Annotated in this window: 18 protein-coding genes; 9 read left to right on the forward strand and 9 right to left on the reverse strand. The window is 33.7% G+C overall.

Going from position 1 to position 17,491, the window contains the following annotated elements; all coding sequences use genetic code 11:
* Window positions 1-24 precede the first annotated feature (24 nt).
* On the forward strand, window positions 25-1,320 hold the full coding sequence (locus ACJJVJ_RS10330; RefSeq protein WP_405370139.1) for a phenylacetate--CoA ligase family protein: 1,296 nt from the start codon (window positions 25-27) through the stop codon (window positions 1,318-1,320).
* A 65-nt stretch (window positions 1,321-1,385) separates the two neighbouring features.
* Window positions 1,386-1,832, forward strand: coding sequence for a hypothetical protein (locus ACJJVJ_RS10335; RefSeq protein ID WP_104514187.1), 447 nt, complete (start codon window positions 1,386-1,388; stop codon window positions 1,830-1,832).
* Between the two features lies 1 nt (window position 1,833).
* Here ACJJVJ_RS10335 and ACJJVJ_RS10340 read toward each other — a convergent pair whose 3' ends face one another.
* From ACJJVJ_RS10340 to ACJJVJ_RS10360, 5 genes are all read right to left on the reverse strand, one after another.
* Window positions 1,834-2,625, reverse strand: coding sequence for a glycosyltransferase family 2 protein (locus ACJJVJ_RS10340; RefSeq protein WP_405370140.1), 792 nt, complete (start codon window positions 2,623-2,625; stop codon window positions 1,834-1,836).
* Window positions 2,626-4,017 (reverse strand): undecaprenyl-phosphate glucose phosphotransferase, encoded by a 1,392-nt coding sequence (locus ACJJVJ_RS10345; RefSeq protein WP_405370141.1) that lies wholly within the window; start codon window positions 4,015-4,017, stop codon window positions 2,626-2,628.
* Window positions 3,980-4,969, reverse strand: coding sequence for a UDP-glucuronic acid decarboxylase family protein (locus ACJJVJ_RS10350; protein WP_405370142.1), 990 nt, complete (start codon window positions 4,967-4,969; stop codon window positions 3,980-3,982). The genes ACJJVJ_RS10345 and ACJJVJ_RS10350 overlap by 38 nt, the downstream gene beginning before the upstream one ends.
* 107 nt (window positions 4,970-5,076) lie before the next feature.
* A complete protein-coding gene (locus ACJJVJ_RS10355) occupies window positions 5,077-5,646 on the reverse strand; it encodes an SUKH-4 family immunity protein (RefSeq protein WP_405370143.1) in 570 nt (189 codons plus the stop codon).
* Window positions 5,646-6,293, reverse strand: coding sequence for a peptidoglycan DD-metalloendopeptidase family protein (locus ACJJVJ_RS10360; RefSeq protein ID WP_405370144.1), 648 nt, complete (start codon window positions 6,291-6,293; stop codon window positions 5,646-5,648). The genes ACJJVJ_RS10355 and ACJJVJ_RS10360 overlap by 1 nt, the downstream gene beginning before the upstream one ends.
* Window positions 6,294-6,408: 115 nt before the next feature.
* On the opposite strand from ACJJVJ_RS10360, the gene ACJJVJ_RS10365 reads away from it, so the two are divergent.
* The 3 genes from ACJJVJ_RS10365 (at window position 6,409) to ACJJVJ_RS10375 (ending at window position 8,297) form a co-directional block, all read left to right on the forward strand.
* A complete protein-coding gene (locus ACJJVJ_RS10365; protein WP_405371249.1) occupies window positions 6,409-7,110 on the forward strand; it encodes a CoA transferase subunit A in 702 nt (233 codons plus the stop codon).
* A 95-nt stretch (window positions 7,111-7,205) separates the two neighbouring features.
* A complete protein-coding gene (locus tag ACJJVJ_RS10370; protein WP_405370145.1) occupies window positions 7,206-7,859 on the forward strand; it encodes a CoA transferase subunit B in 654 nt (217 codons plus the stop codon).
* A gap of 57 nt (window positions 7,860-7,916) precedes the next feature.
* A complete protein-coding gene (locus tag ACJJVJ_RS10375; protein ID WP_405370146.1) occupies window positions 7,917-8,297 on the forward strand; it encodes a hypothetical protein in 381 nt (126 codons plus the stop codon).
* 160 nt (window positions 8,298-8,457) lie between these two features.
* Here the strand turns inward: ACJJVJ_RS10375 and ACJJVJ_RS10380 are convergent, their stop codons facing one another.
* The 3 genes from ACJJVJ_RS10380 to ACJJVJ_RS10390 all read right to left on the reverse strand — a co-directional run bounded on the left by ACJJVJ_RS10380 (window position 8,458) and on the right by ACJJVJ_RS10390 (window position 10,936).
* Window positions 8,458-9,102: a hypothetical protein gene (locus ACJJVJ_RS10380; protein ID WP_405370147.1), complete on the reverse strand. Its 645-nt coding sequence runs from the start codon at window positions 9,100-9,102 to the stop codon at window positions 8,458-8,460.
* Between the two features lie 99 nt (window positions 9,103-9,201).
* Entirely contained in the window at window positions 9,202-9,783 is a 582-nt protein-coding gene (locus tag ACJJVJ_RS10385) for a helix-turn-helix domain-containing protein (protein WP_405370148.1), read from the reverse strand.
* Between the two features lie 109 nt (window positions 9,784-9,892).
* On the reverse strand, window positions 9,893-10,936 hold the full coding sequence (locus ACJJVJ_RS10390) for a 2Fe-2S iron-sulfur cluster-binding protein (protein ID WP_405370149.1): 1,044 nt from the start codon (window positions 10,934-10,936) through the stop codon (window positions 9,893-9,895).
* Between the two features lie 90 nt (window positions 10,937-11,026).
* On the opposite strand from ACJJVJ_RS10390, the gene ACJJVJ_RS10395 reads away from it, so the two are divergent.
* The 4 genes from ACJJVJ_RS10395 to ACJJVJ_RS10410 all read left to right on the forward strand — a co-directional run bounded on the left by ACJJVJ_RS10395 (window position 11,027) and on the right by ACJJVJ_RS10410 (window position 13,842).
* Window positions 11,027-12,505, forward strand: coding sequence for a DUF5687 family protein (locus ACJJVJ_RS10395; protein WP_405370150.1), 1,479 nt, complete (start codon window positions 11,027-11,029; stop codon window positions 12,503-12,505).
* Window positions 12,506-12,579: 74 nt separating this feature from the next.
* On the forward strand, window positions 12,580-13,320 hold the full coding sequence (locus ACJJVJ_RS10400) for an ABC transporter ATP-binding protein (RefSeq protein WP_405370151.1): 741 nt from the start codon (window positions 12,580-12,582) through the stop codon (window positions 13,318-13,320).
* A 39-nt stretch (window positions 13,321-13,359) separates the two neighbouring features.
* Window positions 13,360-13,590 (forward strand): hypothetical protein, encoded by a 231-nt coding sequence (locus ACJJVJ_RS10405; RefSeq protein ID WP_104514175.1) that lies wholly within the window; start codon window positions 13,360-13,362, stop codon window positions 13,588-13,590.
* Between the two features lie 24 nt (window positions 13,591-13,614).
* A complete protein-coding gene (locus tag ACJJVJ_RS10410; protein ID WP_104514174.1) occupies window positions 13,615-13,842 on the forward strand; it encodes a hypothetical protein in 228 nt (75 codons plus the stop codon).
* 4 nt (window positions 13,843-13,846) lie between these two features.
* On the opposite strand, the gene ACJJVJ_RS10415 is transcribed toward ACJJVJ_RS10410, so the two are convergent.
* Entirely contained in the window at window positions 13,847-17,305 is a 3,459-nt protein-coding gene (locus ACJJVJ_RS10415; RefSeq protein WP_405370152.1) for a TraB/GumN family protein, read from the reverse strand.
* Window positions 17,306-17,491 lie beyond the last annotated feature (186 nt).

The raw sequence follows: 17,491 nt of genomic DNA on the forward strand, positions 1-17,491 counted from the left end.
TCAATGATAGCTTGATTTATCAAAATGCCACTAAAACTTTTTGACAACATATTAAAACTACAAGGTTTTGAGATCAATAGAGCTCGTAAAGAGTTTGATAACTTGGTTTCTAACGGTAATGTAGGTTTGCAAAATCGCAAAGAATCTATAGTAAAACACCATCTTACTAACAATCATTTTTACAATAGTTTAGTTGTGAATAAAGAGGTGTTATGGAAAGATTTACCTGTTTTAAGTAAACGTAATTTACAACAAGCGCTGCACGAGCGACTAAGTAAAAGTTATACCGTAAAGAACATTTTTAAAGGTAAAACGAGTGGTTCTAGTGGGCACCCATTTACTTATGGTAAAAATAAGTATGCACACGCTATGACTTGGGCAGCATTTCACCATGCTTATGAGCATCATGGGATTAATTTAAACACTTCTTTACAAGCTCGTTTTTATGGTATTCCTTTAAGCGGTAAAGGAAAATATCTTGAGCTTATTAAAGATTTTGTGAGCTATCGCAAGCGCTTTCCTATTTTTAATATGAATGATGCGGTTCTAGAAAGCTTTCTCAACAAGTTCAAGAAAAATAAATTTGAATACTTAAATGGTTATACGAGCAGTATTGTATTACTAGCTAAGTATTGCGAGCAGAAAAATACGGTTCTTAAAGATATTTGCCCAACTCTTAAAATTTGTATTGTAACAAGCGAAATGCTTTTTCTAGATGACAGATTATTGTTAGAGAAATGGCTAGGAATTCCTGTTATAAATGAATATGGTGCAAGCGAAGTAGGATTAATAGCTATGCAAAATACTCAAGGAAACTTTGAGGTCAATCAGCAAAATCTGTATGTAGAAGTAGTTGATAATGACAACCAGCCAGTACCTGATGGAACAGTAGGCAGGATTCTAGTAACAGATCTCTATAATCTAGCACACCCTATGGTACGATATGAAATAGGAGATTTGGGTAGTTTAGAAACTTTAGAAAATGGTACTAGAATATTAAAAGATCTACAAGGTCGTACTAGTGATATAGCAATACTGCCTAGTGGTAAAATAGTACCAGGACTGACTTTTTATTATGTTACTAAAACAGTCATAAAAGAAGATATAGATATTCTCGAGTTTGTGGTCATTCAGAAAAAGTCAGATGCTTTTGAAATTCAGTATGTGAGTAAAAGTGAGATAAATACATCTGTAAAAGAGAGTATTCAAAATGCCATGGATGAATATCTAGAACCAGGATTATCCTTAAAATTTACCAGACTCGAAGTTCTTGATAGGAGCAAACGAGGTAAGCTGAAACAGTTTATGAGTGAGGTTTAAGATTTTAAAACTTTTTCAACGCAACCTATTAGATGTAACAGCATCTTACTAGTAAACTAAACCAAATGAAAAAGATTATTCTATTTTTATTCGTCTCAATAGTATTTGTGAGTTGTAATTCTGATGATGATTCTACTTCAGTGCCAATTACTTTAATTTCAGAAAACAGTTTACACGGTAATGGACAAGAAGGTATTATTGAACAAAATAGGGTTATAACTGACAGTGTTACTTGGAATAACTTGATAGCCTCAATGGATTCTGTAAATATGGTATCAGATCAATTTACAGAGACTATTATAGATTTTAACACATATACAGTTATCGCTGTTTTTGATGAGGTGAGACCTTCTAGTGCATACGATCTAGAAGTTCATATCTTCCAAAACACCTCTAATATTATTGTGGATGTAAATAATATCAACTTTGGTGAAAACGAATTTAACATAGTTCAACAACCGTTTTACATAGTGAAAATTGAAAATAGTAACTTACCTATTGTTTTTCAATAAATTATTCGCTTTTTAAGAAATCGACTTTTATTTTCATCCTATTCTTCACAATAAACTGCTCATAAAAGAATCGCAACATCATCCAGCTGCTTTTTATAGTAGAATATCCCAAATGCGATCTATACACGGCATAGTTATACTTGATTAGATCTAGTTTATTTGACGATAAACCATCCCCTAAACGGTAACTAGCTATGGGTTCTTGAATACCTATGGCACTACCTGCTTTTTTAACGATATCTAACCACATCGCCCAGTCTTGTCGTTTACGTAAATTAGGAACCGCTATTTTACCTAAAACAGCAGCGTTATAAATACCGGTTAGATTACCTAAATAATTACTTTTATGTAGTTTTTGATACGTTAGCTTTTCAAATACCTTATGGATAGCTATAGGCTTTTCTGGTATGGTTTTAAAAATCTCATAAGCACCATAACATACTATAGCATCTTGAGACTTCATAGAGTTAATTTGCGTTTCTAGTTTATGTGATTTCCATAAGTCGTCTGCATCTAAGAAAGCGATGTAGGTGCCAGTTGCAGCATCTATCCCTTTGTTACGTGTTATTCCAGCTCCAGAATTAGTGGTGTTCTTTAAGGTAATAAAAGTTATTTCTTGAGAAGAGTTTTTTGCTGCATACGCTTTCGCGAAAGCGTAACTACCATCAACACTACAGTCGTCTATAGTAATAATTTCTAGCGGTCTATGAGTTTGCGATATAATGCTGTCTAGAGATTCTTGAACCGTTGCCATGCTGTTATAAGTAGGCATTATGATAGAAACGAGGCTCATCTAATAGGCTTTTTCTTCACCTTGAAAAACATTTGCAATGGTTTTAAAGATGATTTTTATGTCTACAGCAATATTCCAGTTTTCTATATAATAAATATCATTACGCACGCGACCTTTTATGTCTTCTTCAGTTTCTACCTCGCCTCGATATCCACTTACTTGAGCGAGTCCCGTAATGCCTGGTTTCACAAAATGACGCACCATAAACTTATCGATACGCTCTGCATACATGTGTGTATGGCTTACCATATGTGGTCGCGGTCCTACCACACTCATATCTCCTAGAAGTACATTAAAGAACTGTGGCAACTCGTCTATACTGGTCTTGCGTAAAAATCTTCCAATTTTAGTAATTCTAAGATCACCACGTGTTACCTGATGTAAATGTGCGGTCTTATTAGGGACCATAGATCTAAATTTATAACAAGTAAACTCTTTGTAATCTAGTCCATTACGTGCTTGTTTAAAAAAGACAGAGCCTTTAGATTCTAACTTTATGATGATAGCAACTATAGGTGTTAACCAGGACATAACAAATAGAATAACAAATAGGGAAAAGATAATATCAAAGGCTCTTTTACCAAATTTATTTGCGACGTCATCCAGTGGTATTTCTCTTAAGGAAAGCACAGGTGTCAGGCCGTAATAGTCATAATGCAACTGCTTAGAAAGTACAGCCTCGGTGTCTGGTATAAATTTGAGAGTTCTCAAATTATTATCTGCAAAGTCAGTGAGTTCTACTAGTTGATCATTATTCAACTCTTTAACAGAGCAAAAAATCTCGTCTATTTGATGTTCTACGACCCATTCTAGAAAACTGTTTATGGAGAACGCAGGAGAATGCACATCGACTACTTTTTTAGAACGATAACCATAATCTGTATGTATCTCAAAGAACTCATTTAAACGCTCTGTTTCTTCATTTACACCTAGTATGGCAACATTTCTATAATTACCACCTAGAACACTTCTATAATTCTTAAGAATGAAAAACAGACTTATTTTAATGATAGAGATGCTAGCTACTGTGGCAGCTATATAATTAAAGATAAGAGTAGACTCTCTATTTAAATCATAGTAATAACCAAAAAAGGCAAATACCACAAAACCAAAAAAGACAGATTGCTTTGCAAGGCGCATGAGTAAAGTGGTCAACTTTGTATTCCTGCGTATCTTGTAAAAGTCTAGTTGCATAGATACGATAATCCAGCAGATACCTATAAAAATGCTATAAGTGAGTAGGTCAAAATTTTCTACAAAAAAATAAGACGCAGCAAGAATGATCAAACCTAAATCTACAACGTAAGAAAGAGGTCTTATAAAACCAGAAAACCGGCCATTACGATAGGCTATACTATCTGCGGATATGTTTTGTAAAGTCTTTGTGGTCACGTTTGTTTAATTCTGCAGTAGATAACGATTTGAAATAATCATAAGTTAACTTCATTCCTTCTTCTCGACCTACCTTAGGTTCCCAATCTAGAATTTTCTTTGCAAGTGAGATATCTGGACGTCTTTTGAGTGGATCGTCTTGAGGTAAATCTCTATAAACTACTTTCTGGTCAGTTTCAGTCATGGATATAATTTCCTCAGCAAAATCACCTATAGTAATCTCATTAGGGTTACCTATGTTTACAGGGTCAGAATAATCACTAAGTAGCAATCTATAAATTCCTTCTACCTGGTCATCTACATAACAAAAAGATCTGGTTTGTGACCCATCACCAAAAACGGTAATGTCCTCACCTCTCAACGCCTGTCCCATAAAAGCAGGAATTACACGACCATCGTTAAGTCGCATTCTAGGACCATAAGTATTAAAAATACGTACGATTCTAGTTTCTAGACCATGAAATCTATGATAAGCCATAGTCATCGATTCTTGAAAACGTTTTGCCTCATCATAAACACCACGCGGTCCTATAGTATTTACATTACCATAATAACTCTCATCTTGAGGGTGCACAAGTGGATCTCCATAAATCTCACTAGTTGAAGCGATTAATAGACGTGCATTTTTAGCTTTGGCAAGACCTAGTAAATTATGCGTTCCTAGAGAACCTACCTTTAAAGTCTGGATAGGTATTTTTAAATAATCAATAGGACTTGCTGGACTGGCAAAATGCAAGATATAATCCACATCACCAGCAACATGCACATAGTTAGATACATCGTGATTATAGAATTCAAAATCTTCATGAGGGAAAAGATGTTCTATATTTTTAAGATCACCAGTAATAAGGTTATCCATTGCTACCACACGGTAACCTTCTTTAATAAAACGATCACAAAGGTGTGAGCCTAAAAATCCAGCCGCACCAGTAATAAGAACTCTTTTTTTCATTTAATAGATAATTGAATAAGATCGTAAAGATAGCAAAATTGAAAGGGTAGTAAAGCCGCTTTCTTTGGAATCATAAAAGCGATGGCATTAATGAATAATATTCATATTCATTTTCTGTCTTTACGTTCTTCATCTCTTTCCCATTTTAAACTGTCTAACATAATATTCCAGTGATTTGTTTTAAGAGAGAAAACCCTAGGGTCTATTTCTTTAAGTTCAGATAAAAGTAATTTATAACTTTGATCAGTAAATTCATTTTCAAAAATTGAATTAGGTTCTAATTTAATTAAATTATTTAAGAAGGAATCGATTTTAAGGACACACTGTGCAAAGCATGAGAGGTTAGAATTAATTAATATTTCTTCAAAAAAATTATCGTTATTAAAATAAATAAATTCTTCTGTAGCTATATTTATAGCTACAGGATCTCCTGACCCATTAGATCCTATTGATAAGAAATTATCGTAGTTAATATCTTGTAATTTCCACAGATAATTGACTGTTTTCAGGTTCTTTTCTTTTAAATTTTCAAAAGAAAATTCCCAACATTCTGATGGCATTCCTATTTCTCTCAAGAAATCAAAATTGACTGAATTATAGTTATTACTTTTATTGTCAAAGTATAGAATTTCACTTGCTATAGTATTCCATTTTCTTAACTGATCTTTCTTTAGCATTATAATATCTTTTCAAAAATAAACTCATTAGGATCTAAAATAACACCATCATACCTATCGAGTTCTTCTCGCGCTGCAACACCTGGAAAATCACCTTTATAATCTTGCATATCTGTCATGATCTGGAAATGAAGATGTGGTGAATAACCGCCGTTTTCTATTGGTTTTCCTAGAGTTGCAATGGTCTCGCTTTCGCGAAAGCGGAACCCCAACTCCCATTTATCCATATCACTTATAGAGAGATGTCCATAAAGTGTGTAGAGTTTCTTGCCCTTGAAATCATGTTCTAAGATTAGGGTAGGTCCATAATTCCCTGCATCATCGTTGTGCGCATAACTATGTACCACGCCATCCATAAAAGCATGAACGGTTGTGCCGGCTGGAGCCCAAAGATCTATTCCCATATGGATGTCGCGTACCACACCAGCCCGGAATCTAGCCGATTTTCTATATAAGGCGCGTTGTTCTAGATAACCACCATGAGCGATGTATTTACCGGTTAGGGTACGCATTTCTTCTAGATATTTTTCAAATGTAGAGATGTCACTCACATCGTTCTCATCCCAAAAAGTATTATTAACCGATAGGTCGATAGGGAAATAATCACTTTTACTGTATGCAGGATCGATAAGATGTTTAAAAGACATAAGCAGAATAGTTGATTAAGAGCTAGCAATTTAACAAAATAAGAAAGCTTGTGTTATGGATAGTCGCTTTAAATCTTCAATTAATTGCCGTATTTTTAAACCAAAGAATTTTGATATGATCAATAGAACGGTAAAAGGTGTGGAAGAGGCACTGGAAGGCGTTAAAAGCGATATGACTTTAATGGTAGGTGGTTTTGGACTGTCTGGTATTCCAGAAAATAGCATCGCGCAGCTAGTAAAATCTGGTGTAAAGAATCTGACTTGTATTTCTAATAATGCTGGTGTGGACGATTTTGGACTTGGGTTATTACTTCAAGGAAAACAAATCAAGAAAATGATCTCTTCTTATGTAGGAGAAAATGATGAGTTTGAACGACAGATGTTGAGTGGAGAGCTAGAAGTAGATCTTATCCCTCAAGGAACTCTAGCCGAAAGGTGTCGCGCTGCACAATCTGGTATTCCTGCATTCTTTACTCCAGCTGGTTATGGTACTGAAGTAGCCGAAGGTAAAGAGGTACGAGACTTTAATGGAAAACCACATATTCTAGAACATGCCTTTAATGCAGATTTTGCTTTTGTGAAAGCATGGAAAGGTGATGCCGCAGGAAATTTAATATTTAAAGGTACAGCACGTAATTTTAATCCAGTTATGTGTGGTGCTGCAACCATTACTGTTGCTGAGGTAGAAGAACTAGTCCCTGCAGGAGAATTAGACCCAAATGAAATTCATATTCCGGGAATTTTTGTGAAGCGTATTTTTCAAGGCGAGAAGTATGAGAAACGTATTGAACAAAGGACTGTTAGGAAGAGAGGATAGTTAAATTGGAGAAAGTAAGAACAGATTCCGCATCAAGTGCGGAAATTCAATGTCAGTTCGAGCGATAGTCGAGAACGTTTACCAAAGAAAAAATCATGTTAGATAAAATAGGAATAGCAAAGAGAATAGCACAAGAAGTAAAGAATGGTTACTACGTTAATCTAGGAATAGGAATACCGACGCTGGTAGCAAACTATGTCCCTGATGGAATGGAAGTAGAGTTTCAGTCAGAGAATGGTGTTTTAGGAATGGGACCTTTTCCTTTTGAAGGAGAAGAAGATGCAGACGTTATTAACGCTGGTAAACAAACCATTACTACCATGCCAGGAGCGAGCTTTTTTGATAGCGCAACAAGTTTTGGGATGATACGTGGACAGCATGTGGATCTTACTATTTTAGGAGCTATGGAAGTAGCAGAAAATGGTGATATAGCCAACTGGAAAATACCAGGTAAAATGGTAAAAGGAATGGGCGGTGCTATGGATCTTGTAGCCAGTGCAGAGAATATTATAGTAGCTATGATGCATACTAATCGTGCTGGAGCATCAAAACTGCTTAAAAAATGTTCTTTACCTCTTACTGGGGTAAACTGTATCAATAAAGTAGTGACTAATCTTGCAGTTCTAGAAGTAACTGATAAAGGTTTTAAACTCTTAGAACGTGCGCCTGGTGTAAGCGTAGAAGATATTCAAAACGCGACAGAAGGAACCTTGATTATCGATGGAGATATTCCTGAGATGAGTATTTAAAACCTCTTACTTCCCAAGGGTAGAATTAATCCTACCCTTGGAAATCAAATCATAAGTATGGATTACAATATCCTAAAAAAGTCACTTCAAATGGTGGCAGATTTTGCTCAAAATACTCATAGTATAAATACGGTTTCTGAGTTTTTAATTGTTCATGAAAGAAACCTAAAAATGTTACATCACTATGTCGTGGAGCATAATGATGATTTTGTAAAAGAATTATTGACTTCTATACCACAAATCTCACCTACTGAAGTGAGACAATATATAGAACATGATCGTGGTCTTGCAACTAATAAAAGAGGTGGGCTATACACTTTAATAAAACTGTTTATGAATAACGGTAAAGAAGATATCGAAGTCCTTAAAGAGAAATTTGACTTTATAGCAAATCGCAATAATACCATCATTATGATTTTGAATAATAGTGGTTTTTAACTAAGCTTAAAACAGCTTTTTAGAAACCAACATGCCAAGTATTTGTCTTGGCATGTTTGGATAAAGGCGATAAATTAAAATATTGATCTTCATTCTATTATCGATAAAGAATGTAAACTAAGCCAACGCATATTGTTGGCATGTCAATTTTAAAGCTTTGTTATTTCTGTTTTACAAATCTTACATTATTCTTAGTTGAAGAACCCATTTCTTCTTCAGATGTTTGATTTACAATGAGTACAGAATCATTTAATGTTGTTATTTCCCACACTTTGTCGATAAAACCATATTCATTCCATAACTCTAGTGTTATATATTCATTTGAGCCACTTATATTAAAAGGTGATTTTACCGTTTCAAAATATACATCAGAATATATTGTGTCTTTTTTAAATGTTAGTAATGGAGGCCATATTACTTTTAAACCTTTAGGACCTGGTAATAGAGACATAGGGTGTTTTTCTAAATCTTGAACATTATCATTATAATCTAGAAAGTTTTCATTAATCCATTTCCCTTGTAATAACTTACGGTTCCATTTTTCAGGCCTTTCATTCATTACAAATGTATAGGTAGGATTTTTCAAAGAATAGCCGGTTATCGTTTCATTTGTTTTACTAGTAATAAAATAACCGTGCATTTCTGATGTTATACTTTGTAAGTACAAAATAGTACTTCCTTCTTTTTGAACAATTTCCCATAAAAAGCAATCTGGTGGATTATCAAAACGACAGAATGTAGAATCTTGAAAATCAAAAAGAAGATTTACTTTTGAAGTAGTATAATTAAAAGTCTTCCCTATCAAATCATCTTTAGTAATAATTGGTTTTTAGAATTATTACAGCTTACTGATATAAGAATTAGAAAGGTAATGAGAAAGAAGTTTTTCATGTTGAATTTTTATTCAATCTTTAGGTAGCAATCGATCTCCGTAAAATAAAGTCAAAATAGAGATTATTAAACAAGGAAATAGCATGGAGTAAATTCCAGTAATCCAGGCCTTACCAAAGCCCATTGAAATGAGACACATAATAAAATAAGCTATGTAGCCTGTTCCATACTTTAGAAGTCTTTCTCCGTTTGACATTTTAGAGGTGAAAAACACGATACAAATAGGCAAGAAAAAACTAGTAATCACACCGCCAAATCGACTATTTATATTTGCATTTTGATCAAGAGTTAAAAATCCTATAATTCCCATTAATGCGATATTAAAAACGATTAAAAAGAAGTAGTTAGTAATAATGGTAACAATATTATTATCGTCTGAGTTTTCTTTTATTAAGTCAGAAGTCGAGATCTTTAAAACTTCACAAATTAATTCTAAAGTAGAATTTCTAGGTGTTGTTTCGTTTTTCTCTATGCGTTGAATCGTTCTTAGATTTACTTTAGAAAGCTCTGCTAATTCTTCTTGAGTTATTCCTTTTTCTATCCTCAAAGAACTAATTCGATTACCAATAAATTCCATTCGTTTTTTATTTTTCATAAACCTATTGAATTTACTAAAAAATAAAGTGATTTTCACCTGTCACTTTCTTGACAAAGCAGTGACATTTAATGCCAAATATTGAATAACAGGTAGTTATGTTAAATGATTACACCTCATCAAAATTCACCACAACCTTTGCACTAGTTGCATAAGCTTGACATGCTAGTGAGAGTCCAGCTGCAACTTCCTTATCGGTTAAGATCGCATTTTTTGCCATTTGTGCACTACCTTCTTCTATCTGGCATATACAAGAGCTGCAAATACCGCCCTGACAACTGTACGGTGCATCGATGTCATTTTTAAGCATGGCATCTAGTAAAATCTCGTCTCTTTTTACAGTAAGTGTGTGCGTCTCATCATCGAGTATTACCGTAAGCTCAGTTAAATGACTGTCTTCTGATATTTCTATTTTATTCTCTTTGGCAGCAAAAAGTTCGAACTTGATGTTCTCCTTTGTAAGAACCTCTTTTTCTACCAGATTATCTGTCGCCATAGAAATCATTTCTTCTGGCCCACATAGGTATGCTTTTGCAAAAGTGAGATCGGCAACTTCTTGTTTCAAGAAAAAGTTGAGGTTAGATTTACTCACACGACCGAATAATGCCTCATCACGCTCCTCACGAGAGAAACAATATTTAAGGAAAAAACGATCTCCATATTGATCCTTAAGATCATTGAACTGCTCGTAATAAATGGTTTGTGCTACCGACTGATTTCCATAAATCAAGGCCACTTTGCTTTCTGGCTCATTCGTAAGTACTTCCTTGATAATAGAAGTAATAGGAGTAATACCACTACCTGCTGCTATCATCAAATAATTTTGAGCGGTTTCACTTTTTTCATGAATAAAAAGACCGTCTGGTGTAGCAACTTCTAGCTGGTCACCTGCACGCAATGTCATGGCATAGTTAGAAAAAACACCTTTTTCTACTGCTTTAATAACCACTTTTAAATCATTTTCATGCGGCGCGCTGGATAGAGAGTAAGCACGACGTACTTCTTCTCCATTTATGGTAGCTTTGAGCGTTAAGTACTGACCAGAGATGTAGTTGAAATCTGTTGTGAGGGCTTGAGGTATATCAAATATAATCTCTACTGCCTGAGAAGTAACTTTGGTAACTTGTTTTATAGTAAGATGATGAAAAATCATGTGGTATATTTAAAGTTGCAAAAGTAATAAAGGAAATCGAGCTGTAACATTTTTAACAAAATGATTACTTATAAATCAAATCACACCAAAATGATCAAACAATTTATCAACCTTGAGTGGAAGAGCTTTTTTAGAAGTGCAGCTTTTAAAAAGAATCTAGCCTTTAAAATCTTTCTTGGATTTTTTGCATTGTTATTGATTCTAGAATTTGCAGGAGCAGGAGCAGTAAGTTTCTTCTTAATCGAAGACGGGATAGAAGATGGTACAATTACAGGGACAGACCCTTTTCAAGTAGTAAATAGGTTTCTTATCTACTGGTTGGCTGCAGATTTAGGTTACCGTTATATGTTACAAAAGATGCCAGTGGCAAACATAAGACCACTACTTTATTTGCCATTTTCAAAAAGTAACATTGTAAAATATGCTTTAGGTAAAACTCTACTATCATTTTTTAATATTTTACCAGCTTTCTTTTTTGTGCCATTCAGTATAGTATTGTTGGTACAAGGTTATAATCCAGTAGGTGTTATAAGCTGGCATCTTGCTGCCGTTTTTATCACTTTAAGTATCAATTTCTTAAATATTTTCATGAATAATATGGATAAAGTTTTTTATCCTATGCTAGTTATTCTGGTAGGACTAGGTATTCTACAGCGATATGAGATTTATGATATTACACAGCACACAGAACCTGTTTTCAGCTTCTTTTATAATCAACCATGGAGTTTTGTAATTCCATTGTTAATTGCTGCATCTCTAGCTTACTTTGCTTACGGTTATTTTTTAAAGCAACTGTACTTAGATACAGGACTTAAGTCTAAAGCCAAAGAAGCTACAACAGAAGATTTGAGTTTCTTAAATCGTTTTGGCTCTATTTCTACTTATTTAAAAAATGACATCAAATTAATAAAACGTAATAAAAGAGCCAAAATGACTTTTATAATAGGTTTCTTAATTGTTTTCTATGGTTTGTTTTTTATGTCAGGTCAGTTTGGTAACTACGGAAAAGTATTTGCAGGAATATTTGCAACAGGTGGATTCTTATTCAGCTTTGGTGGTCTAGTACCTTCTTGGGATAGTAGTTATTATAAACTCATGATGTCTCAAAACATTCCTTACCGCGATTTTTTAATGAGTAAATGGTGGTTAATGGTTATAGCAACTGCAGTAAGTACGGTATTAGCTACTTTCTATTTATACTTTGGTTGGGACTGGTGGTTTGCTATTCTAGCAGGTGCAGCTTATAACATAGGTTTTAATAGCTCTGTAGTACTTTTAGGCGGTGCTTATGTAAAAACACCTATAGATTTAATGAGTTCTAAAAAAGCTTTTGGAGATTCTAAAGCCTTTAATGCAAAAACCTTTTTATTGATTATTCCTAAAATGCTTTTACCGGTAGGTATTTATGCCTTATTTGGTGAGACACTGGGTTCTAATTATGGTTTTATAGCCATTGCAGTAACAGGGGTTCTGGGTCTATTGTTTAGAAATAAGATCTTTACTTTAATAGAAAAAATCTATAAAACAGAGAAGTACGACACGATAGCAGCTTATGCTCAAAAGGATTAACTGGTCTGTGAGGACTGTTTAGATTCCGCTTTCGCGAAAGCGAAATAATAACCAACTTTTAATACAACAAGATTATGATTTCAATAACAAACCTTTCAAAAGTATATAACGGCGTTTCTGTTCTAAATATTGAAGAGCTAAAAATCGAAAAAGGCCAAGCGATAGGTCTAGTAGGAAATAATGGTGCAGGAAAAACAACTTTATTTTCTTTGCTACTCGATTTGATCCAGCCTACGACTGGTTATATTTTGAGTAACGATATTAAAATAAGTGAGAGCGAGGACTGGAAACCTTTTACGAGCGCTTTTGTAGACGAAAGTTTCTTAATAGGTTATCTAACACCTGAAGAATATTTTTACTTTATAGGTGAATTAAGAGGGCAGAATAAAGCAGATATCGACGCACTGATTGCTTCTTATTCTGACTTTTTTAATGGTGAAGCCGTGGGACAGAAAAAGTACTTGCGTGATCTTTCTAAAGGAAACCAAAAGAAAGTAGGAATAATTGCTTCTTTAATAGGTAATCCTGAAGTGGTAATTCTCGATGAGCCGTTTGCAAATCTGGACCCTTCTACTCAAATACGTTTAAAGAAAATTATTAAAGGACTTGCTGACGATCCTAATACTACTGTTTTAGTCTCTAGTCACGATTTACAACATGTTACTGAGGTAGCACAAAGAGTTGTGTTGTTAGAAAAAGGAAAAGTAATGATGGATAAAGTAAAAACATCAGGAACTTTTGCAGAGTTAGAAGGTTATTTTAAAGGGATCTCTGAGAGTTATGCTCCTACTGCAGCGATAAGCGAGGAAGAGTAAAACTTTGTTGAGTTTCAATACTAATTTAAATAATTTAATATGAGTCCAAGATTTAAAATGTTAGGAATTCACGTGATTATTTTTCTTACATCATTTCTGATACTAAGAATTATAATGATGCAATTTATAGAAGAACCTAACGCGATGTCGATAATTTTACCTCTTGGATTAGCCTGGTTAATTGCACCCAGACCTCATGTTACTCAATTACAGTCTGGCAAGGAGTATGGGCTTAAATTCCTTTTTGGTAAGAAGGTAATGAAGATGTAGGTATCTTTGAAGAAAATAATTATCATGAGCCCTAAAATCAAATCATTCCTTATTTATGGTATTTCGTTTACTGTATTATTCTTGATTTCTAGATATATAGTCATGTTGTTAATGGAGCCTGGTATGTTAACTACATTTATACCATTAGGTGTAGCTATGGTTGTAGCACCTAAACCACACATAGAAGAAACCGAAAACGGTAGAGAGTACGGTTTAAAGTCTATCTTTTTTAAGAAGCCGTTTAAGATGTAATGTCTTATTGTACTCTCCAGCGGCCCTGGTGTTTTAGTTCTTTTACTATTTCTTTTATGGCATCGGCTTTTTCTTTATCTGTTTCATAACGTTTACCATTGCTATAGGACTTAGAATAAGTTTTAGTTACTAGAGTGTTTTTTTGACCTAGTTTAAAAGCCACGTACCTAATATATGTTTGCTCCTGGTAACTTCCTTTCTTTTTAAATTCAAAGAGGTATAAGGCTACTTTATCATCTTTGTCTGTGGTGATTACTTTCTTTTCTATGAGACTTAGTTGTTCTTCATTCTTATCAAACAATTTTGCAGTAAGTGCAATACTCCTTGCTAGTTCTTCTTGAGTTACTTGTGGAGAGAGCATTACATCTCTCTTAGAAGCAGTGATAACTACTTGCGCTTTAAGAGAATTATCTTCTTCTATAAGTTCTTGTAATCGCAGTGGTATAGATTCTTCATTCTGTTTTAATAGCGTAAAATACTCTGCTAGGGCTTCTTTTTTACCGCTATCTAATAATTTAGTAAAAAAGTCTTGTGCGTTTTTATCTTTTCTAAATGGAAAAATCAATTTTACATAACTAGTAAGCAAGCCATTTGAGTTATAACTATAACTAGATTTGCGTGCACTCAATGTTCTTTTAATCTCTATTTTTCCATCTGTAATTATTTGTTTACGGTATTTTTTATAAACCTTCTTTTTTACATAATTAGAATCCTTTACTCGTGCTAGCAGCTCATAAACAGGTTCTTTATATTCACTTATAGATGCATAGGTAAGTAAGTCTGGAAATAATCTAGATGATAATTTTAAAGAATCTCCATATCTATTTAAAGCACTAGAGATGCCAGACTGTTTTAAAGGAAGATCTTTTTCTAGTAACTCCAGTACCTTATCATGATCTGTAGTGGTCTTATTTCTTAATAACTCTTTAAGTATAATAAGTTGTACATCAGGATCATTATAAGAAGTCTCGTATAAATTTGTGATGTATGGAAGTACTCTTGAATCCTCTAACTTCATTAATTCTCCTAGAGTGTATTCTTTAATGTCTTTAAGACTCTTATCATTTATATCTACCGTATTGATTAAATTAATCATCTGTGGGATATCCTTTGCCTTAAATTTTATCTTTCCACTTGCTTCAAATACTATGGTGTCTTTTGCAGCTACATTTTTAAAGAATATTTCTGTTTTATCGCTAAAAACATCCTTACCCAATAAGGTGTCGCTAGGTGTAAAACTGTCGTAGAATTGGCTTACAAATGGAGATGTTTGTGCCGTGCTATCTATTACCGTTTTAAGATGATAAATGCGTCCTTTATAATACATACTTTTTGCCAGTATATGCTTAGCACTTAGACTGTCTTTAAAAGTTCTTTCATAGATAAAGAGACTGTCCTTTTGAGTTTTTTTCTTGTTTTTTGCACGCATATTATTGCGATATAACTTCATGGTAGACCAGTCTTCGGTATCTACCTCTTTCCATAGATCATTAGGTTTATGAAACATTTGTAAATCATGAAACTTTTCCATTTTCACCTCTATTTGCTCATTTGCAGCTGTGGTATAGTAAGTTGTTTTCTTACTCGCTTCATAAGGTTTAATCTCATCACGAGAGTATCTGTTTCTTGCAGTAGGAGCTATAACAGGGCTTTTAACGTTAAAGAATAGAGCAGTGTCTTGTACAGTTTCAAATTCTTTATAGTCTATTTTATTAAAGGATAGAGAATTGAAAAAAGTATCGGCATTTTTTTGATCAGTTCCTGTATAGCCTAATAAATAATAACTACCGTCCTTTACTATTGCTTTAAGTTGGATTTTAGAGTCGGTAATAGTGTCCATGACAGCTGTCGCACGATAACTGTAATAAGGTGTTTTTTCTGTAGAGCCGCTCTCTTTCTTATAATCTAGATCTTCTAGAAATTCATCTATTATAAATTGTGCTTCAAATTTATCCTCTTCGATATAATCGGTATCAAAAACTGGAGATTCTTGTAGAAAATAAAAAGAGTCTCCATCAGTTCCTTGTAAAAATGTTTTACCAGGGTTATCGATATTGGTACCTACTATATGTTCAGGAAATAGAACCTCATACTTGTTGTAAGGGGCAATAAACTTTTTTAACTTTTTACTGACAGGTGATAAGGTGATAGAATCAAATATGGATTTTTCATATCGTTTTACATAATCCAGTTTACCACCCAATTTTACAACCACTAATTCTAATGGAGTTTTATAAATATGGTATTTCTGGTAATCCCCTTTTTTAGTTTTATTGAGAATAGAAAAGCCAGGGTAAGGAAGTGTAAACTCTTTCTTTTCAATAATTTCTCCTGGTATATCTTCAAAAAGCACATTGTTTAAAAATTCTAAATCAATAATTTTTTTATTGGTGTGTAAATAATCGAGAGTGTTGATTCTAGAAATAGTTAAGAATGCACCATTAGTCATCTCTGGCATCATATAAAATGACTGATTACTGATGCTAAATTCGCGTAGATTATCAAATGTATTTAAAGAAATGGATTGATCAGGGGTACGCTTTCGCGAAAGCGTAGGAGCAACAAAACTCTCGTCCAGATTTTTCTTCTCTCTTTTAGCTAGCTCAGTTTGTTTAGAGGTTAATGCCTTTACAGTATAGCCTTTACGTTGCAGCATTTGTATCATCCCTTTTTTACCAGGTAAATGTGCGGCGCCTACACCTGCAAATATTGATTTTGAGCTCATGATAGAATCCATAACCTGTACCATGTTCTCATTGCGATCATAAAGCATGTTCTTTCTATAATACTCTGTATTAGTTGCCGCACCTATAGAATCTAGTAGAGAAATATTGCGATCTCGATATACATTTTCTTGTATGTCATATCGATTTTCTTTTTCTAGACGCTCTAGCAACCATTTATCAATATCTTTTTTTCCAGGATTAGTCGCGGCTTTTGAAGTCAGGTATTGAGATTCTTTAAAATCTTCTAGACTTATTATGGGTTTTCCAGCCTTTTTTCCAGCCTGAAATATGAACATATCTAGATAAGTCTCTTCTTCAAAGTTATCTGACTCGCTGCTTTTACGATATAGATAACCGTTTAATGCTCTATCATTCATCCTTATACTAGATCTAACCATTTGAGGATCTGGATGCTCTAGTTTAAAGATACTTTTGTAAAAAGAAGATCTATAGGACATGGATGGGTTTTGAACTGAGAGTATTTGTTCTTTGTAGTATTCTCCCATCCATTGTGTTGGGTCAGATTCTAGTGCGATAGCATCTACTTTATTTAAAGAAGTAAAAAACACATCGTCTAGTCTAAAAGCTACTTTACTACTTACATGCATGGTACCATATAAATATGACGGTTTTTCTAAACCATTTCCACTAATTTCCCATAACAGGCTGTTATCTGTTTGTGATTTTGAGAAGGAAGAAAATAAAACGACTGTTATAAATAAAAGATAATATTTCATATAAAATGATAAAGTAAATAAGCTATCAAAAATGATACCTAGTATAGATGTCTAAAAGTAGGGCAAAGACATTTTGAAATCAAACGTTTAACGATCTGTTTTTATATTCACCTTTCTATAAAATTAATTAGTTGCAAGATCTAAACATCACAGAAAGTAAAAAATCCTTATTTTTACCATCTTTCA

It is taken from the genome of Nonlabens sp. Asnod2-A12, from assembly GCF_045063745.1.
Classification (GTDB): domain Bacteria; phylum Bacteroidota; class Bacteroidia; order Flavobacteriales; family Flavobacteriaceae; genus Nonlabens; species Nonlabens xylanidelens.

Coding starts and splice junctions, on each gene's coding strand:
- ACJJVJ_RS10330 (WP_405370139.1), top strand. CDS start 25: ATGCCACTAAAACTTTTTGACAACATATTAAAACTACAAGGTTTTGAG.
- ACJJVJ_RS10335 (WP_104514187.1), top strand. CDS start 1,386: ATGAAAAAGATTATTCTATTTTTATTCGTCTCAATAGTATTTGTGAGT.
- ACJJVJ_RS10340 (WP_405370140.1), bottom strand. CDS start 2,625: ATGAGCCTCGTTTCTATCATAATGCCTACTTATAACAGCATGGCAACG.
- ACJJVJ_RS10350 (WP_405370142.1), bottom strand. CDS start 4,969: ATGAAAAAAAGAGTTCTTATTACTGGTGCGGCTGGATTTTTAGGCTCA.
- ACJJVJ_RS10355 (WP_405370143.1), bottom strand. CDS start 5,646: ATGCTAAAGAAAGATCAGTTAAGAAAATGGAATACTATAGCAAGTGAA.
- ACJJVJ_RS10360 (WP_405370144.1), bottom strand. CDS start 6,293: ATGTCTTTTAAACATCTTATCGATCCTGCATACAGTAAAAGTGATTAT.
- ACJJVJ_RS10365 (WP_405371249.1), top strand. CDS start 6,409: ATGATCAATAGAACGGTAAAAGGTGTGGAAGAGGCACTGGAAGGCGTT.
- ACJJVJ_RS10370 (WP_405370145.1), top strand. CDS start 7,206: ATGTTAGATAAAATAGGAATAGCAAAGAGAATAGCACAAGAAGTAAAG.
- ACJJVJ_RS10375 (WP_405370146.1), top strand. CDS start 7,917: ATGGATTACAATATCCTAAAAAAGTCACTTCAAATGGTGGCAGATTTT.
- ACJJVJ_RS10385 (WP_405370148.1), bottom strand. CDS start 9,783: ATGAAAAATAAAAAACGAATGGAATTTATTGGTAATCGAATTAGTTCT.
- ACJJVJ_RS10390 (WP_405370149.1), bottom strand. CDS start 10,936: ATGATTTTTCATCATCTTACTATAAAACAAGTTACCAAAGTTACTTCT.
- ACJJVJ_RS10395 (WP_405370150.1), top strand. CDS start 11,027: ATGATCAAACAATTTATCAACCTTGAGTGGAAGAGCTTTTTTAGAAGT.
- ACJJVJ_RS10400 (WP_405370151.1), top strand. CDS start 12,580: ATGATTTCAATAACAAACCTTTCAAAAGTATATAACGGCGTTTCTGTT.
- ACJJVJ_RS10405 (WP_104514175.1), top strand. CDS start 13,360: ATGAGTCCAAGATTTAAAATGTTAGGAATTCACGTGATTATTTTTCTT.
- ACJJVJ_RS10410 (WP_104514174.1), top strand. CDS start 13,615: ATGAGCCCTAAAATCAAATCATTCCTTATTTATGGTATTTCGTTTACT.
- ACJJVJ_RS10415 (WP_405370152.1), bottom strand. CDS start 17,305: ATGAAATATTATCTTTTATTTATAACAGTCGTTTTATTTTCTTCCTTC.